The organism is Photorhabdus sp. RM71S (assembly GCF_042879355.1).
Classification (GTDB): Bacteria; Pseudomonadota; Gammaproteobacteria; order Enterobacterales; family Enterobacteriaceae; genus Photorhabdus; species Photorhabdus kayaii.
This window is the reverse complement of sequence record NZ_JBHFKV010000026.1, coordinates 19,781-36,989: the sequence shown is the minus strand read 5'-3', so window position 1 is coordinate 36,989 and position 17,209 is coordinate 19,781. Positions and strand designations below refer to the sequence as shown.

Sequence of the window (17,209 nt, the reverse complement as noted above, 5' to 3'; positions counted from 1 at the left end):
AATTGTACGGAAAAAAGAGTCTATACTATTTGTCAGGCAATAAATCTGATCCCGCTACGGAAAGTGGTTTTAATAAGAAAGAACACATTTGAAATTTTTCCCATGATGGAATGGGTATTGTTTAAAACAATGTGAGTGAGGAGATTTCCATGCAAGTCAGCAGAAGGCAGTTCTTTAAGATCTGCGCTGGCAGTATGGCAGGTACGACGGTAGCAGCATTGGGCTTTTCACCAACCGCAGCCCTTGCACAAACACGTAATTATAAATTGTTGCGTGCACGTGAAACCCGAAATACCTGTACATACTGTTCTGTCGGCTGTGGGCTGTTGATGTACAGCCTTGGCGATGGCGCAAAAAATGCGAAAGCAACTATTTTCCATATTGAAGGTGATCCTGATCACCCGGTAAACCGTGGTGCACTCTGTCCTAAAGGGGCTGGCTTGGTTGATTTTATTCATAGCGAAAGCCGTCTGAAATACCCAGAATATCGTGCAGCAGGTTCTGACAAATGGCAACGTATTACTTGGGATGAGGCATTTGATCGCATCGCTAAGTTAATGAAAGCAGACCGTGACGCCAATTTCATTAAAACCAATCAAGAGGGTGTGACAGTCAATCGTTGGCTGACGACCGGCATGCTGTGTGCATCTGCTTCCAGTAACGAAACAGGTTATCTGTCGCAAAAATTTAGTCGCGCTCTCGGCATGCTCGCCGTAGACAACCAAGCACGTGTCTGACACGGACCAACGGTAGCAAGTCTTGCTCCAACATTTGGTCGCGGTGCGATGACCAACCACTGGGTTGATATTAAGAACGCGAATCTGATCGTCGTTATGGGTGGTAACGCTGCCGAAGCGCATCCCGTGGGATTCCGTTGGGCAATGGAAGCCAAAATCCATAATAACGCTAAGTTAATTGTGATTGATCCGCGTTTTACCCGTACAGCATCTGTAGCGGATTTCTATACTCCAATCCGTTCTGGTACTGATATTGCTTTCTTGTCAGGTGTCATTTTATACCTACTGACCAACGATAAGATTAATCATGAATATGTTGAGGAGTATACCAACGCCAGTCTGATCGTGCGTGAAGATTACTCGTTCGATGATGGTCTGTTCAGTGGTTACGATGCAGAAAAACGTCAATACGACAAAACCAGTTGGAACTATGCACTGGATGAAAACGGCTTTGCTCAACGTGATATCTCACTTAAACATCCACGTTGTGTATGGAATTTATTAAAAGAGCATGTTAGTCGTTACACGCCCGATGTCGTCAGTAATATTTGCGGTACGCCAAAAGAGGATTTCCTGAAAGTCTGTGAATATATTGCAGAAACTTGTGTTAAGGATAAGACCGCTTCTTTCCTGTACGCACTGGGTTGGACTCAACACTCAGTGGGTGCACAGAACATCCGGACTATGGCAATAATCCAGCTACTGTTGGGCAATATGGGGATGGCAGGTGGCGGGGTTAATGCATTGCGTGGTCACTCGAATATTCAGGGATTAACTGATTTGGGGTTATTGTCGCAAAGCTTGCCGGGATATCTGACGCTCCCCTCAGAGAAGCAGGCTGATTTACAAACTTATCTCCAAGCAAATACGCCAAAACCAATGCGGCCGGGTCAAGTTAACTATTGGGGTAACTACCCAAAATTCTTTATCAGTCTGATGAAGAGTTTCTACGGAGATAATGCCCGTAAAGATAACGACTGGGGTTTTAACTGGCTGCCGAAGTGGGACAAAGGTTATGATGTTCTGCAATTTTTTGACATGATGTCGAAAGGTGAAGTGAATGGCTATATTTGTCAGGGCTTTAACCCGGTAGCTTCTTTCCCGAATAAAAATAAAGTCGTTGATGCACTGTCGAAACTGAAATTCCTGATCACTATCGATCCACTTAATACTGAAACTTCAACTTTCTGGCAGAACCACGGTGAATTTAACGAAGTCGATTCATCCAAAATTCAGACCGAAGTTTTCCGCCTGCCGTGTTGCTGTTTTGCAGAGGAAAACGGTTCAATTGTTAACTCTGGTCGCTGGTTGCAGTGGCACTGGAAAGGGGCTGATGCGCCGGGAGAAGCCATCGGTGATGGCGAGATCCTTTCCGGAATCTTCAAACGTATGCGGGATATGTACCGCGCTGAAGGTGGTGCATCACCAGAGCCGGTGCTGAACATGACTTGGGATTATTTCAACCCGCACAGCCCCACATCAGAAGAGGTGGCTCAAGAGAGTAATGGCCGGGCACTAGTTGATCTGATTGATATTGATGGCAACGTCATCGTGAAACAAGGTCAGCAATTAACCTCTTTTGCGCAGCTACGTGATGATGGCACGACCGCCAGTGGTTGTTGGATCTTTGCTGGAAGCTGGACGCCGGAAGGTAACCAAATGGCCCGTCGTGATAACGCTGATCCATCAGGATTGGGTAATACACTAGGTTGGGCATGGGCATGGCCGTTAAACCGTCGTATTTTGTACAATCGCGCATCGGCTGATCCGCAGGGTAAACCGTGGGACCCGAAACGTCAGTTACTGACGTGGGATGGTATTAAGTGGGGTGGTGTCGATACTGCTGACTACAGCGTGGCTGCGCCGGAAACGGATGTTGGTCCCTTTATCATGCAACCGGAAGGTATGGCGCGTCTGTTTGCTATTGATAAGATGGCTGAAGGACCATTCCCTGAACACTATGAACCTTTTGAAACACCATTGGGGACCAATCCGTTGCATCCGAATGTGGTATCCAACCCGGCAGCCCGAGTGTTCAAAAGCGACTTTGAAGCAATGGGTAAGGCAGATAAATTCCCTTATGTAGGAACGACTTACCGCTTGACAGAGCATTTCCACTATTGGACAAAACATGCATTGTTGAACTCGATTATCCAACCTGAACAGTTTGTGGAAATCGGTGAAAAACTGGCGGAAAAGAAAGGCATCAAACACGGTGATACCGTCAAGGTTAGCTCTAATCGTGGTTACATCAAAGCGAAAGCGGTTGTCACCAAACGTATTCGTACCCTGAATGTACACGGTCGTGAAGTAGATACTATCGGTATTCCGATTCATTGGGGCTTTGAAGGGGCTGCGAAGAAAGGCTTTATTGCCAATACGTTGACACCATTTGTTGGTGATGCGAACACACAAACGCCTGAGTTCAAAGCGTTCCTGGTTAATATAGAAAAGGTGTAAGGGAGAAATCATGTCATTGCAAACTCAAGACATCATTCGTCGATCTGCCACAAATTCTTTTACTCCTGCACCACGGGTGCGGGATGACCAAGAGGGCGTTGCAAAACTGATTGATGTGACAACCTGTATCGGTTGTAAAGCTTGTCAGGTGGCCTGTTCTGAGTGGAACGATATCCGTGACGAGATCGGTTATAACGTTGGTGTTTATGATAACCCGGCGGATTTAACCGCTAAATCATGGACCGTGATGCGCTTCTCAGAAGTTGAAGAGAACGGCAAACTGGAATGGCTGATTCGTAAAGATGGTTGTATGCACTGTGCTGATCCGGGTTGCTTGAAAGCTTGTCCAGCCGAAGGGGCGATTATCCAGTATGCAAATGGGATTGTTGATTTTCAGTCAGAACACTGTATCGGCTGTGGCTACTGTATCGCGGGTTGTCCGTTCAATGTGCCACGGATCAACAAAGAAGATAACCGGGTATATAAGTGCACTCTGTGTGTTGACCGCGTTAACGTTGGTCAAGAGCCTGCCTGCGTGAAAACCTGTCCGACCGGCGCAATCCATTTTGGCAGTAAAAAAGCCATGAAGGATTTGGCGGCTGAACGGGTGAGTGAGTTGAAAGGCCGCGGTTATGAGAATGCAGGTCTGTACGATCCTGATGGTGTTGGGGGTACCCATGTGATGTATGTACTGCACCATGCTAACAAGCCACAGCTATATCATGGCCTACCGGACAATCCCGCTATTAGCCCGACCGTCACCTTCTGGAAAGGTATCTGGAAACCGCTGGCCGCGGTGGGATTTGCTGCCACATTCGCTGCCAGCCTCTTCCATTATGTGGGAATTGGTCCGAACCGGGTAACGGAAGAAGACGAGGAAAATGCGCGTCGTGATACCGAGCTTTCACAGAAATCAGCCAATGGGGAGGAGCAGCGATGAAAGGCAGGAAAGATATTATTATCCGCCACTCACCGGTTGAGCGAGTAAACCACTGGGCGGTGGTGCTCTGTTTTCTATTTACCGCCATTAGTGGATTAGGATTCTTTTTCCCCTCTTTTAACTGGCTGATGAATATCTTCGGTACGCCGCAATTGTCACGGATTTTGCATCCATTTGTCGGTTCAGCGATGTTTATTTTATTTATCTTTATGTTTTTCAGGTATTTTAAACATAACTTTATCGACAAAGATGACATTATATGGCTAAAAAACATCCACAAGATTGTAAAAAATGAGGAAGCAGGTGATATTGGTCAGTATAACTTAGGTCAAAAAGGGATTTATTGGTCTATCAGTATTTTCCTGATATTACTCGCTGTCAGTGGTGTTATTATTTGGCGCCCCTATTTTGCTGATCTCTTCTCTATTCCGATAATTCGAATTGCGCTTCTAATTCATTCAATGTCAGCTATTGGTTTAATCTTGACGATTATGATTCACGCTTATGCGGCATTCTGGGTGAAAGGAACTCTTCGGGCAATGATTGAAGGTTGGGTAACCCGTGGATGGGCGAAGAAACATCACCCACGTTGGTATCGTGAAGTAATGAAACAGGAACAACAAGAAGAGAAACGTTAATGCGTTTCGAATATAATCATCAAAGCAGGATAATCATATCCTGCTTATTGTTGATTAAGTACGAATAATGCAAAAAATGATTAAATATTAGGTTTAATATTTTTATTTAATTTATTATTTTATCATCAATCTTTAAATTAAATTCACTTTCTATTTTAATCTATATATCTCTTTAATCTAAAAAAGCATCAAAAAAATTTGATGCTTTATTTTATATATCCACTCCTCAAAAACACAATATGATATAATCATCTTTGGGAATAATCTGTAGTTCCTACAATTTATTTTATCCGTAGTTTGATAAATGAATATGGTGAATATGATTGATCTATAACTTTAGTCTCTTGAACGATAAGTCCAGCTTGGTTAGCCAGATATTCGAATTCAGCAAAACTACGTTCTTTCCCTAAAAATAACATATCCATTAATATATCGAAAGATCTAGAAAATTCTGGCTCTTTCACCATATTTATCAATAATAGAGATGAATTTTTATCCATTGCTTTGCGGAAATTCTCCAAAATAAGTATTGAATCACTATCGGACCAATTATGGAGAATATTTTTTAAAATATACAAATCATAACCCGATGGAATTGAATCTAGAAAATTTCCATTGATAAAATCTATATTATCAGAAACTGGAAGTTCATTATATCTATCCAATACAGCGTAATGTTTTCCTTTTACCTTTTCACTTATTCTTGCTAAAAGCTTCCCTTCTCCCCCTCCAACATCTAATATTCTATTGTGCTGATTAAAATCATAAATACCAAGTAACTTCTCAACGATTAAATTTGAGAGTCTTGTCATTAAAGCATCAAAATTTGATTTGAGAAACTTGTTACCATCCAAATATTCAAAGAATGGCTTGCCATGTGCCATTTCAAATGCCGATTTGCCATCATCTTCAAATAGGGATTTTCCATACATTAACCAAGCGTTACTGTAATATGAGCAAATTTCAAGCTTTATCATGAATGACTCAAAACTTTCAGGATCGGCAAAAACATGACACTCATCAGAAAGCCTGAATTTATTATCGTTACTAACCAATACTCCCATTTCAACTAAGAAATCACATAATCGACTAAACCGAGCATAATTAACACCAGATTTACGGGAAAGCTCGCTTATATCGACATAAACTCCATCTTTAAAGTGAGTAGATAATCCGGTATCAACAAAAGCATGAATTGCAGCTGATCTTCTATTTGATGCAATCAGTTCAGTTAGCATTGAGCCATCCTTTATATCTGTATATTATGAAAAAATTAAGTATTTTATCCAAAATCCAAGAAATAGCATGATGATAGATTGGATATCGCAACAACCTATTTAAAACAAAATGTAATTATTAACTTTGTTACCTTTTCATGTAAAGATACAATTCACTTTGCTTCCGTATTGTTAAAAGCAAGCTACCAGATTATATTAAATTGGATAAAAAGAAATGACAAAGATCACAATTATCTCTTCTCAGAATTATTGATAATTAAATATAAAAAAATCACGTAGTATATATATTACTATTTACATTCATTTATAGAAGAAGTAATTATAAAACCTGAAAAACTATAAGGTATTTTTTAAACGTACTATTTCAGCAACAGGAAAAAAACGTCAATGAGTTCCTCTTCAAAGATCATCAATGAAAGGTAGTCATATCCTACCCATTGTTAATTAACAGCCTATCCCAATAGTCCTATTGGGATAGGCACTAAGTTTAATTCAATAATATAAGCTAGAAATATGGCATCAGATATTTTGATGCCATACTTGTTATACCTGTTTTCAGAGACACAATATCCATATAACTATTTTTTGTGAAGTTCCATAATTATCTGTAATTTATTTTACACCTAACTCTATAATTGAATATTTTTCATTTATATCTTTGATATCTTTAACGACAAACCCTGCTTGGTGAGCCAAATCTTCTAATTCATTCAAATAACGCTCTTTTCCTAATAATAGTACATCCATTAATATATCCGTAGAGTCAATTATTTCTAATTTTAATTTTTTCACCGTGCCTATCAACAAAACAGTTGCATTATCATCCATAGCTTTTCGGCAATTCTCTAAAATTAGTATTGCGTTATTATCAGACCAATTATGGATAATATTCTTTAAAATATATAAATCATAACCAGATGGAATTGATTTAAAAAAATCTCCGTTTATAAATTCAATATCTTCTAAAACAGGAATTTCATTATATCTGTCCAATACAGCGTAATGTTTTCCTTTTATTTTTTCATTTATTCTTACCAAAAGCTTTCCTTCTCCTCCTCCAACATCTAATATTCTGTTATGTTGACTAAAATCATAAATATCAAGTATTTTCTCTATTATTTTGTCCGAGTTTTTTGACATAAAAGAATCAAAATTTGATCTGAACAATTCATGATTATCCAAATATTCAAAGAATGGTTTTCCATGCGCTATTTCAAATGCCGTTTCGTTATTATTCTCATATAAGGATTTTGAATACATTGACCAAGCGTTCCAGTATTCTGGGCTAACTTCGCACTTTATCATCAATGATTCCATACTTTCAGGATCGGCAAGTGCACTGCATTCCTCAGAAAGTGCAACTCCCTCATTGCGGCTAACCAATACCCCTATTTTGATTAAATATTCACATAACCGGCTAAAGCGAGAATGATCAAGACCATATTGACGGGAAAGTTCGCTGATATTTACGCAGGCTCCATCTTTAAAGTGAACAGACAAACCCATATCAACAAAAGCATAAATTGCGTTTGATTTTCTACATGATGTAATAAGATCGATTAGCATAGCGTTATCCTTTATACCCGTTATCTTTCAAGTTGCCTCTTTGTTGGCTGCACTCGCTCACCCCGGTCACATCGTTACCTATGCTCCCAGGGATTCACTCCCTTGCCGTCGCGATGCATCTTGAAATCCATTGGGTATATCTAATAAAGAAATGAAGTGTTTTATATAAAACTCGGGAAATACCATGACGATTAACTAGGTATTTCAACAACATATTTTCACCAAATTGTGATTATTATTTTTGTTATCTTTTTCCTATGAGATAATAAATATTTTATTCCCCTTACTTTCCAATCAATTAACTTGCTTTAATTATCCATTTTTAGAAACAAATTATTATACTATACTAAATTTGATAAAAATAAATGATGAAGATCACAATTAAATATTTTCAGAATAATTTAAAATCAAATAAGGAAATATAATTTAATTTTGATATTTTAGCTATTAAACTACCCTTGTTATCAACATTTAAATCCAAATTCTATTTCAATATCTTATTGATATAGAATAAAAATATGGCATTAAATATTTTAATGCCATACTTGTTATAGAGTTATCAGACATACAATATCCATATCATTATATTTGGTGAAGCTCCACTATTATCTATAATTTATTTTACACCTAGTTGGATAATTGAATATGATTCGTCGATATCTTTAACATCTTGAATGACCAGCCCTGCTTGGTTAGCCAAATATTCGAATTCCGTTAAGTTACGCTCTTTCCCTAAAGATGATACATCCATTAATATATCAAAATATTTAATTATTTTAGACTGTGGTTTTTTCATTAAGGTTATTAATAAAATAGTTGCATTATTACCCATTGCCTTTCGGCAATTTTCTAAAATGAGTATTGCGTCATTATCAGGCCAATCATGAATAACATTCTTTAGAATATATAAATCGTAACCTGCCGGAATTGATTTAAAAAAATCTCCATCTATAAAATCTATATTGTCGTAATCAGGAAGTGCATTATATCTGTCCAATACAGCGTAATGTTTTTCTTTTACCTTTTCACTCATTCTTATCAGAAGATTCCCTTCTCCTCCTCCAACATCTAATATTTTATCGTGTTGACTAAAATCATAAATATAAAATAATTTTTCAATCATTTTATCTGAATCTTTTGACATTAAGGAATCAAATTTTGACTTGAGCAATTTATTACTATCCAAATGCTCAAAGAATGGTTTTCCATTCGCTATTTCAAATGCCGATTTACCATTATTTTCAAGTAAGGATTTTGGGTACATTAACCAAGCATTCCAAAGATCTGAGTTAAATTCCCACTTTGCAATTAATGATTCCATACTCTCAGGATCGGCGAGCACACTACATTCCTCAGAAAGTGCAACTCTATCATTGCTGCTAACCAATACCCCGATTTCAATTAAGAAATCACATAATCGATTAAGTCGAGAATAATCAATACCATATTGGCTGGCAAGTTCGTTGATATCCATATAAGTGCCATTTTTAAAGTGAACAGACAAACCTGTATCCACAAAAGTATAGATGGCAATTGATTTTCTATATGATGTAATAAGTTCGGCTAGCATTAGTTATCCTTTATATCTTTATCTTATATACCCGTTATCTTTCAAGTTGCCTCTTTGTTGGCTGCACTCGTTCACCCCAGTCACATAGTTAGCTATGCTCCCGGGGATTCACTCCCTTGCCGTCGCGATGCATCTTGAAATCCATAGGGTATAAAAAGATGAATTGTTTTATCTAAAATTCAGAAAATACCTGATGATTTATTAGGTATTCTGATAACCAGAATGAAATCATTAACTTTACTATCTTTTCTTGGTAATATGAAGATATCATTCTCCTTATTTTCCAATTGGTTAACTTACTTTGGTTATGTATTTTTAGGGTTGAAATTGTTAATTATCAGACGATATTAAACATGATAAAAAGAAATGATGAAGATTACAATTAACTCTTTTAAGGGGTTTTAAAAATCAAATAAAATGATTTAATATTGTTATTTATGCTATTTAAATTATTTTTATTTACACTTTAATATTCATATATTTTACTGATATAAAAAAGTATGTCATCAAATATTTACACGACATACTTATTATATATATTTTCAGAGAAACAATATCCATATAATTATATTTAAATTATTTTACCCCTAGCTGAATAATTGAAGATAATTCATCGATATCTTTAACATCTTTAATAACCAATCCTGCCTGGTTAACCAAATGCTCTAATTCCGTCAAATAACGCTCTTTTCCTGAAAATATTACATCCATTAACATATCTAAATATATCAACACCTTAGATTGTGGTTTCTTCGTATAACTTATCAATAAAACAGTTGAACCATTATCCATTGCCTTACGGCAATTTTCTAAAATTAATATTGCATTTTTATCAGACCAATCGTGAATAATATTCTTTAAAATATATAAATTATAACCAGATGGAATTGATTTTAAAAAATCCCCATCGATAAAATCTATATTTTCCAAAACAGGAATCTTATCATATCTATCTAATACAGCGTAATGTTTTCCTTTTATCTTTTCGCCCATTTTAACCAAAAGATTTCCTTCTCCTCCTCCAACATCTAATATTCTGTCGTACTGGCTAAAATCATAAATATCAAGTATCTTTTCAATGATTTTATCTGAGATTTTTGACATTGAAGAATCAAAATTTACTTTGAGTAATTTATTACTAGCTAAATATTCAAAGAATGATTTTCCATGCTCTATTTCAAATGCCGGCTTTCCATCATTTTCAAGTAAAGATCTTGAATACATTGACCAAGCGTTCCAGCAATCTGGACTCAGTTCCCATTTTACAATTAATGACTCCATACTTTCAGGATCGGCAAGTGCACTGCATTCATCAGAAAGGGTGACTTTATGACCGTGGTTAACCAATACCCCAATTTCAATTAAGAAATCACATAATCGATCAAGTCGCGAATAATCAATACCACATTGACGGGAAAGTTCGTCTATATCTACATAAGCTCCATTTCTGAAGTGAATAGATAAGCCGGTATCAACAAAAGCGTAGATTGCGGCTGATTTTCTATATGATGTAATAAGTTCGGCTAGCATTGAGTTATCCTTTATGTCTTTATCTTATAAATAGAGTAAGTGTTTTATCTAAAGTACATTAAATACCATAATGAATAATTGGATATTTCGATAACTAATATGTGATTATTAGCTTTGTTACCTTTTCATAGTGAGATAATAAAAATTCCACTCTCCTTATTTTCCCATTGTTCAACTTACTTTAATAACGCATTTTTAAACAGAATTGTTAACTATCAGACTATATTAAATTCGACAAAAATAAATGACAAAGATCACAATTAACTCTTCTCAGAAATTTCCAAGATAAAATAGAATCGTTTAATATAGTTATTAATCGTTTTTATTATCAGAGAGTAAGTTTGCTTTCTATTTTAATACTTATATACCCGTCATCTTTCAAATTGCCTCTTTGTTGGCTGCACTCGCTCATCCCGGTCACATAGTTTGCTATGCTCCCGGGGATTCGCTCCCTTGCCGTCTCGATGCATCTTGAAATCCATAGGGTATACATTTAATTATTAACATAAAATAAAATGTGGCATCAAATATTTTGATGCCACATTTTATATATATATTTCCCAACGATCAATTATAAATATAATCATCTTTTGGAAATGTTCCTAAATCCCTAATAATTTATTTTACCCCTAATTCTATAAGTGAAAATATTTCATCTAAATCTTTATAAGATCGAATAACAAGTCCTGCGTGGCTAGCTATATCTTCGAATTCAGACAAATAACGTTGTTTCGCTAAAAATAGCATATCCATTAATATATCCACAGATTTAACTACCAAGGATTGTGGTTTTTTCATTAAGGTTATTATCAGAAGGGTTGTGTTATTATCCATCGCTTCTCGGCAGTTCTTCAAAATGGATATAGCATCATTATCAGGCCAATTATGGAGAACATTTTTTAAAATATATAAATCATAACCTGTCGGAATTGGCTTAAAAAAATCTCCACTTATGAAATTTACACCTTCTGAAATAGGCATTTCATTATATCTGTCCAATACAGCGTAATCTTTTCCTTTGACCTGTTTACTGATTCTGATCAAAAGCTCTCCGTCTCCACCCCCCAGATCTAATATTCTGTTATGTTTATTAAAATCATAAATAACAAGCAATTCTTTAATTATTTTATTTGTGTATTTTGACATTAAAGCATCAAAATCTGATTTTAATCCCTTATTACTATCCAAATGCTCAAAGAATGATTTTCCATGCACCATTTCAAATGCCGATTTGCCATTGTTTTCCAGCAAGGATTTTGGATACATTAACCAAGAATCCCAATGTTCTGAATTGATTTCATATTTTACTGTTAAGAATTCTACGCTATTAGGATCAGCAAGTGCACTGCATTCCTCAGAAAGTGCAACCCCGTGGTTGCTGCTAACCAATACTCCTATTTCAATTAAGAAATCACATAGTCGATTAAGTCTTGAATAATCAATACCATATTGACTGGCAAGTTTGTTAATATCTACATAGTCTCCATTTTTAAAGTGAATAGATAAACCAGCATCAACAAAAGTATAGATTGCAGCGGTTTTTCTATATGACGTAATGAGATCGATTAGCATTGAATTACCCTTTCTGTATTTTTAAATGAGGTTATTATATATACCCTATAGATTTCAAGATGCATCGCGGCGGCAAGGGAGCGAATCCCCGGGAACATAGATAACTATGTGACCGGGGTGAGTGAGTGCAGCCAACAAAGAGGCAACTTGAAAGATGACGGGTATAGAACATAGTACCACTATAACTAACCATATATAGTTGAAACACTTTCAGCCCAAAATGTAATTATTAACTTTGCTATCTTTTCCTTATGAGATAATGAAAATTTGATTCATCTTTGACCATTGCTTACTCACTTTAATTATATTTTTTTAGCCGTAAGTAATTAACTATCAGACTATATAAAATATGATAGAAAGAAATGTTAAAAATCACAATTAACTCTTTTTAGGGGTTTTTAAGATTAAATTAAAAGATATGCCTTAACAATATTTTTATTTCAGCAAATTCACACTAAGAATGAATGATTATAAAAATATTGACAACCATTTCATGAATATATTGATTATTACCGACCACATAATTTCAAGTATTATCTCTGTAGCCCAGAAACCACTTTTGATCTATGCTGAACGCTAAAAACAAGCTTAAGATTATTATTAATCTGAAAGCCCCAAAGCAGATAGCAGGAAGATAGAACTTAATGAGTATTCACATCGTTCCTCAAGAACAACTGAGCAAAGATCGCACCAATGAAAAAACAGCAGATTATATCCCGCCATTGCTTTTTGCTAATCTGAAAAATCTTTATCAGCGTCGAGCAGAACGCCTGCAACAATTGGCAAAAGAGAGCCCATTCGTTGATTATCTTAACTTTTCAGCACAAGTTGCCCAAGCTCAGCAAAAAGCGTTGCATGATAATCCATTAAAAATGGAGATAGCAGATATCTTAGAAAAATCTGTCATTGAAGGTAAACCGCCTCTGGATTGCAAAACCTTCCAACGTACTGAACACTGGCAAAAATTACTTCACTCTCTGATAGCAGAATTACTGCCAGATGCGTCGGAACATGTTAATGCCGCTCTGGATAATCTAGAAAAAGCGCCAGAACAGGAGCTGGAACAGATGGCCGATGCTCTGCTGAAAAATGAATTCAGTAAAGTCAGCCCTGAAAAAGCACTTTTTATCTGGGCGGCACTTTCCCTCTATTGGGCACAAATGGCAAATCAAATCCCAGGAAAAGCGAGGGCAGAATATGGTGAACATCGTCAGTTTTGCCCGGTTTGCAACAGTATGCCGGTCTCTAGTGTCGTTCATATTGGCACAACCAACGGGTTGCGTTATCTGCATTGTAGTTTGTGTGAAAGTGAATGGCATGTGGTACGGGTAAAATGCAGTAACTGCGAACAGACACGCGATCTTAATTATTGGTCACTAGATAGTGAGCACACCGCTGTGAAAGCGGAAAGTTGCGGCGATTGTGGTAGTTATTTGAAAATTCTCTATCAGGAGAAAGATCCGAAAGTTGAAGCTGTTGCTGATGATCTAGCTTCACTGATCCTCGATGCCAAAATGGAAGAGGAAGGTTTTGTCCGCAGTAGCATCAACCCGTTTTTGTTCCCAAATGAGTAATAGTGAGTTGACGGAATTGCCATGACACATAAACCATACCCGTTGTACAGCCTGCTCCCCGCCATTGATCGTCTATTGCATGAGCCACAGATAGCCCCATTCGTGGAACAATATGGACAGACGTTGGTCACTGCCACATTAAGAGGAATGCAGGAGCAGGCCAGAATCAATATCAAGCAGTATCAGGTACTGCCTGATTGGTGTGATAACTGGGCCTTGGCACTTGGTCAGCAACTGGAACAGAAACAAGTTTTGGCTTTAAAGCCGGTGTTTAATCTTAGTGGTACGGTGATTCATACCAATCTTGGCCGAGCATTAATGGCAGAATCAGCGATTGAAGCGGTAACACAAGTGATGCGTTCACCTGTAACGTTGGAATATTCCCTCAATAACGCCGGACGTGGACACCGTGACCATGCTTTGGCGGATTTACTGTGTGAATTAACCGGGGCGGAAGATGCCTGTATTGTTAATAACAATGCAGCGGCGGTGTTGTTATTGCTGGCAACCATAGCATCCGGTAAGCAAGTTGTGGTTTCTCGTGGCGAATTAGTGGAAATTGGTGGCGCATTCCGTATTCCTGATGTAATGGTTCAGGCAGGATGCCGATTAGTTGAAGTCGGCACAACGAACCGCACTCATCTGAAAGATTATCGGCAAGCGATTAATGAAGAGACCGCTCTCCTTATGAAAGTGCATGCCAGTAACTACAATATTGAAGGTTTTACCGCGGAAGTGTCTGGCCGTGAATTGGCCACTCTGGGAATAACCTCACAAATTCCTACTGCAATTGATCTGGGTAGCGGTTCCATGATCAATATGGCGCAATATGGATTGCCAGCCGAACCTATGCCTCAAGATTACCTGAATCAGGGCATCGATCTGGTCACTTTCTCTGGTGATAAATTACTGGGGGGACCACAAGCTGGCATTATTCTAGGCAAGAAACACTGGATAGAAGCAATCCAGCGTCATCCTCTAAAACGCGCTTTGCGGGCAGATAAGATGACGCTGGCCGCTTTAGAAGCTACATTGCGGTTATATCAGCGCCCCGAACAGCTTTGCCAACAATTGCCAACGTTACGTTTGTTAACCCGTTCACAACAACAAATGCATGATATGGCACAACAGCTATTACCTCAGCTTCAAGCACATTACGGTGACCAATTTATTGTTCGTGATGAACCATGTTATTCACAGATTGGCAGTGGTTCGCTGCCGGTTGATCGTCTGCCAAGTTGGGCTTTGACTTTCGCTGCCGTTGATGGTCAGGGGAACTCGTTAGAGCGGTTGGCCCGGTGCTGGCGTGGATTAGCGAAACCCGTTCTTGGTCGTATCTCTGGCGGACGTTTATGGCTGGATTTACGCTGTCTTGAAGATGAAAAAGCGCTATTGCAGGCACTATTGCTGTAATTTTCTGAAATACAATAATTTTCTAAAACTATTATGATTTTTGCCACCGCGGGCCATGTTGATCATGGTAAAACCACACTTATTCAAGCGATTACCGGCGTTAATACAGCTCATTTGCCGGAAGAGAAAAAGCGCGGGATGACCATCGATTTAGGTTATGCCTATTGGCCGCAACCGGATGGCTCTTCGGTTGGTTTTATCGATGTGCCCGGACATGAGAAATTCCTCGCTAATATGTTGGCAGGGATCGGAGGTATTGATCATGTTTTATTAGTGGTTGCCTGTGACGATGGGGTAATGGCTCAAACGAGAGAACATTTAGCTATTCTGCGTTTGATTGGCCGCCCGGCCATGACAGTTGCGCTCACTAAAGCAGATCGAGTGGAATCGCAACGAATAGTTGAAATCCGCCAACAAATTGAACATCAACTGGCAATGCAGGGTTGGAGCGAGTTCCCTCTGTTTGTAACGGCTGCGGCGGATGAAGAAAGTATTGTCCCTTTGAGGCAGCATCTGTTGCAGTTACATCAGCAAAATAAGCAGCATGAAAAATTACATCAGCGTTTTCGTCTGGCGATAGATCGCGCTTTCAGTGTAAAAGGAGCGGGTCTGGTAGTCACGGGAACGGCATTGGCCGGCCGGGTCAGAGTGGGAGATACCCTTTGGCTAACCGGCCGGGATCAGCAAGTCAGAGTACGTGGCTTGCATGCTCAGAATCAACAGACCGATACGGCTCAAGCCGGGCAACGTATTGCACTGAATATTACTGGTGATGTGAGTAAAGAACAGGTATCCCGTGGTGATTGGCTACTTTCCCACAAACCCTTTGAGCATGTAGAAAAGGTATTGGTGGAAGTAGAAACTGATGAACCTTTGCGAAACTGGCAACCAATTCATATTCATCATGCTGCCAGCCATATAACGGGGCGAATTTCATTACTAAATCAACTTTCTGATAAGCCTCTGCTGGCTGAATTGGCGCTTGATAGCCCATTGTGGTTGGTTGAGAATGACCGGCTGATATTGCGAGATATCAGTGCCAGAAAAACATTGGCTGGCGCGCGAGTGATAAATCTAAATTCCCCCCGTCGTGGTAAGCGCCAGCCAGAATTTTTGCATTGGCTCACGCGGCTTGCCAGAACATCAGATCATGCAGCTAATTTAGCGCTCCATTTGCCACGAGGCGCACTTTCTCTCAACCACTTTTCTTGGGCGCGTCAGTTAACGGAAGCAACTCTCCACCAGCTAATCGTTGATGAGGATGTGATTATTGCCGATGGTATGGTGTTATCACAGAACAATGCCAAGTTAGCAAAGCAGAAGTTACTACACGTTTTGGCTGAATATCACCAGCAACATGTCGATCAACTGGGTTTAGGCAGGGCACGTCTGAAACGGATGGCGCTGCCAACGCTGGATGAAGCGCTAGTTTACACTTTGATAGATGCATTGCTCAGTGATGGACAGCTAAAGCAATTACGAGGTTGGTTATATCTTCCTGAACACGGTTTGTCTTTTAGTGATGAACAGGCAAAATTGTGGCAACGAATAGCCCCCTATTTCACAGATGATCCGTGGTGGGTACGCGACCTGGCTGCGGATTTAAAAGAAGAAGAGGCAACAGTCCGCAATTTGTTGAAAAAATCCGCTCAATTGGGGCATATTATCGCGATTGTTCCTGATCGTTATTATTGTAGCCAACGAATTCAACAATTCGCGGAGCTAATTCGCCGATTTAATCAAGATTATGGTGCAATTACCGCTGCGGATTTTCGTGATCAACTCGGTATCGGTCGTAAATTGGCTATTCAAATATTGGAATTTTTTGATCGCAGTGGTTTTACTCGTCGTCAGGCTGAGTCGCATATTCTCAGAGATAATGGGCTATTCTGATGATTTTTTATTTAAAATATATACCCTATGGATTTCAAGATGCATCGCGACGGCAAGGGAGCGAATCCCCGGGAGCAT

At 38.6% G+C, this 17,209-nt stretch carries 11 protein-coding genes; 6 read left to right on the top strand and 5 right to left on the bottom strand.

Annotation, left to right across the window (positions count from 1 at the left end; all coding sequences use genetic code 11):
- Positions 1 to 149: 149 nt before the first annotated feature.
- The 3 genes from fdnG to fdoI are packed head-to-tail and all read left to right on the top strand — an operon-like array spanning position 150 to position 4,775.
- Positions 150 to 3,197 carry a formate dehydrogenase-N subunit alpha gene (gene fdnG / locus ACGF5R_RS14425; RefSeq protein WP_387691391.1) on the top strand — a complete coding sequence of 1,016 codons (3,048 nt, stop codon included), beginning with the start codon at positions 150 to 152 and terminating at the stop codon, positions 3,195 to 3,197.
- Between the two features lie 10 nt (positions 3,198 to 3,207).
- Complete coding sequence (fdxH, locus tag ACGF5R_RS14420) at positions 3,208 to 4,137, top strand: formate dehydrogenase subunit beta (RefSeq protein WP_387691388.1); 930 nt, start codon at positions 3,208 to 3,210, stop codon at positions 4,135 to 4,137.
- A complete protein-coding gene (gene fdoI / locus ACGF5R_RS14415; protein ID WP_112877846.1) occupies positions 4,134 to 4,775 on the top strand; it encodes a formate dehydrogenase cytochrome b556 subunit in 642 nt (213 codons plus the stop codon). The genes fdxH and fdoI overlap by 4 nt, the downstream gene beginning before the upstream one ends.
- A gap of 281 nt (positions 4,776 to 5,056) precedes the next feature.
- On the opposite strand, the gene ACGF5R_RS14410 is transcribed toward fdoI, so the two are convergent.
- The 5 genes from ACGF5R_RS14410 to ACGF5R_RS14390 all read right to left on the bottom strand — a co-directional run bounded on the left by ACGF5R_RS14410 (position 5,057) and on the right by ACGF5R_RS14390 (position 12,251).
- Positions 5,057 to 6,013: a methyltransferase gene (locus tag ACGF5R_RS14410; protein WP_112877847.1), complete on the bottom strand. Its 957-nt coding sequence runs from the start codon at positions 6,011 to 6,013 to the stop codon at positions 5,057 to 5,059.
- 612 nt (positions 6,014 to 6,625) lie between these two features.
- Positions 6,626 to 7,579, bottom strand: coding sequence for a methyltransferase (locus ACGF5R_RS14405; protein WP_262980319.1), 954 nt, complete (start codon positions 7,577 to 7,579; stop codon positions 6,626 to 6,628).
- 616 nt (positions 7,580 to 8,195) lie between these two features.
- Positions 8,196 to 9,149, bottom strand: coding sequence for a methyltransferase (locus tag ACGF5R_RS14400; protein ID WP_112877849.1), 954 nt, complete (start codon positions 9,147 to 9,149; stop codon positions 8,196 to 8,198).
- 576 nt (positions 9,150 to 9,725) lie between these two features.
- Positions 9,726 to 10,679 (bottom strand): methyltransferase, encoded by a 954-nt coding sequence (locus ACGF5R_RS14395; protein WP_262980320.1) that lies wholly within the window; start codon positions 10,677 to 10,679, stop codon positions 9,726 to 9,728.
- Between the two features lie 618 nt (positions 10,680 to 11,297).
- Entirely contained in the window at positions 11,298 to 12,251 is a 954-nt protein-coding gene (locus ACGF5R_RS14390) for a methyltransferase (protein ID WP_112879265.1), read from the bottom strand.
- 644 nt (positions 12,252 to 12,895) lie between these two features.
- Here ACGF5R_RS14390 and fdhE point away from each other — a divergent pair.
- From fdhE to selB, 3 genes are read left to right on the top strand one after another with little or no spacing between them, the layout of a single operon-like run.
- Positions 12,896 to 13,825 (top strand): formate dehydrogenase accessory protein FdhE, encoded by a 930-nt coding sequence (fdhE, locus tag ACGF5R_RS14385; protein ID WP_387691386.1) that lies wholly within the window; start codon positions 12,896 to 12,898, stop codon positions 13,823 to 13,825.
- A gap of 21 nt (positions 13,826 to 13,846) precedes the next feature.
- Positions 13,847 to 15,238: an L-seryl-tRNA(Sec) selenium transferase gene (gene selA, locus ACGF5R_RS14380; RefSeq protein ID WP_387691385.1), complete on the top strand. Its 1,392-nt coding sequence runs from the start codon at positions 13,847 to 13,849 to the stop codon at positions 15,236 to 15,238.
- A 33-nt stretch (positions 15,239 to 15,271) separates the two neighbouring features.
- Positions 15,272 to 17,131, top strand: coding sequence for a selenocysteine-specific translation elongation factor (selB, locus tag ACGF5R_RS14375; protein WP_387691384.1), 1,860 nt, complete (start codon positions 15,272 to 15,274; stop codon positions 17,129 to 17,131).
- Positions 17,132 to 17,209: the final 78 nt, after the last annotated feature.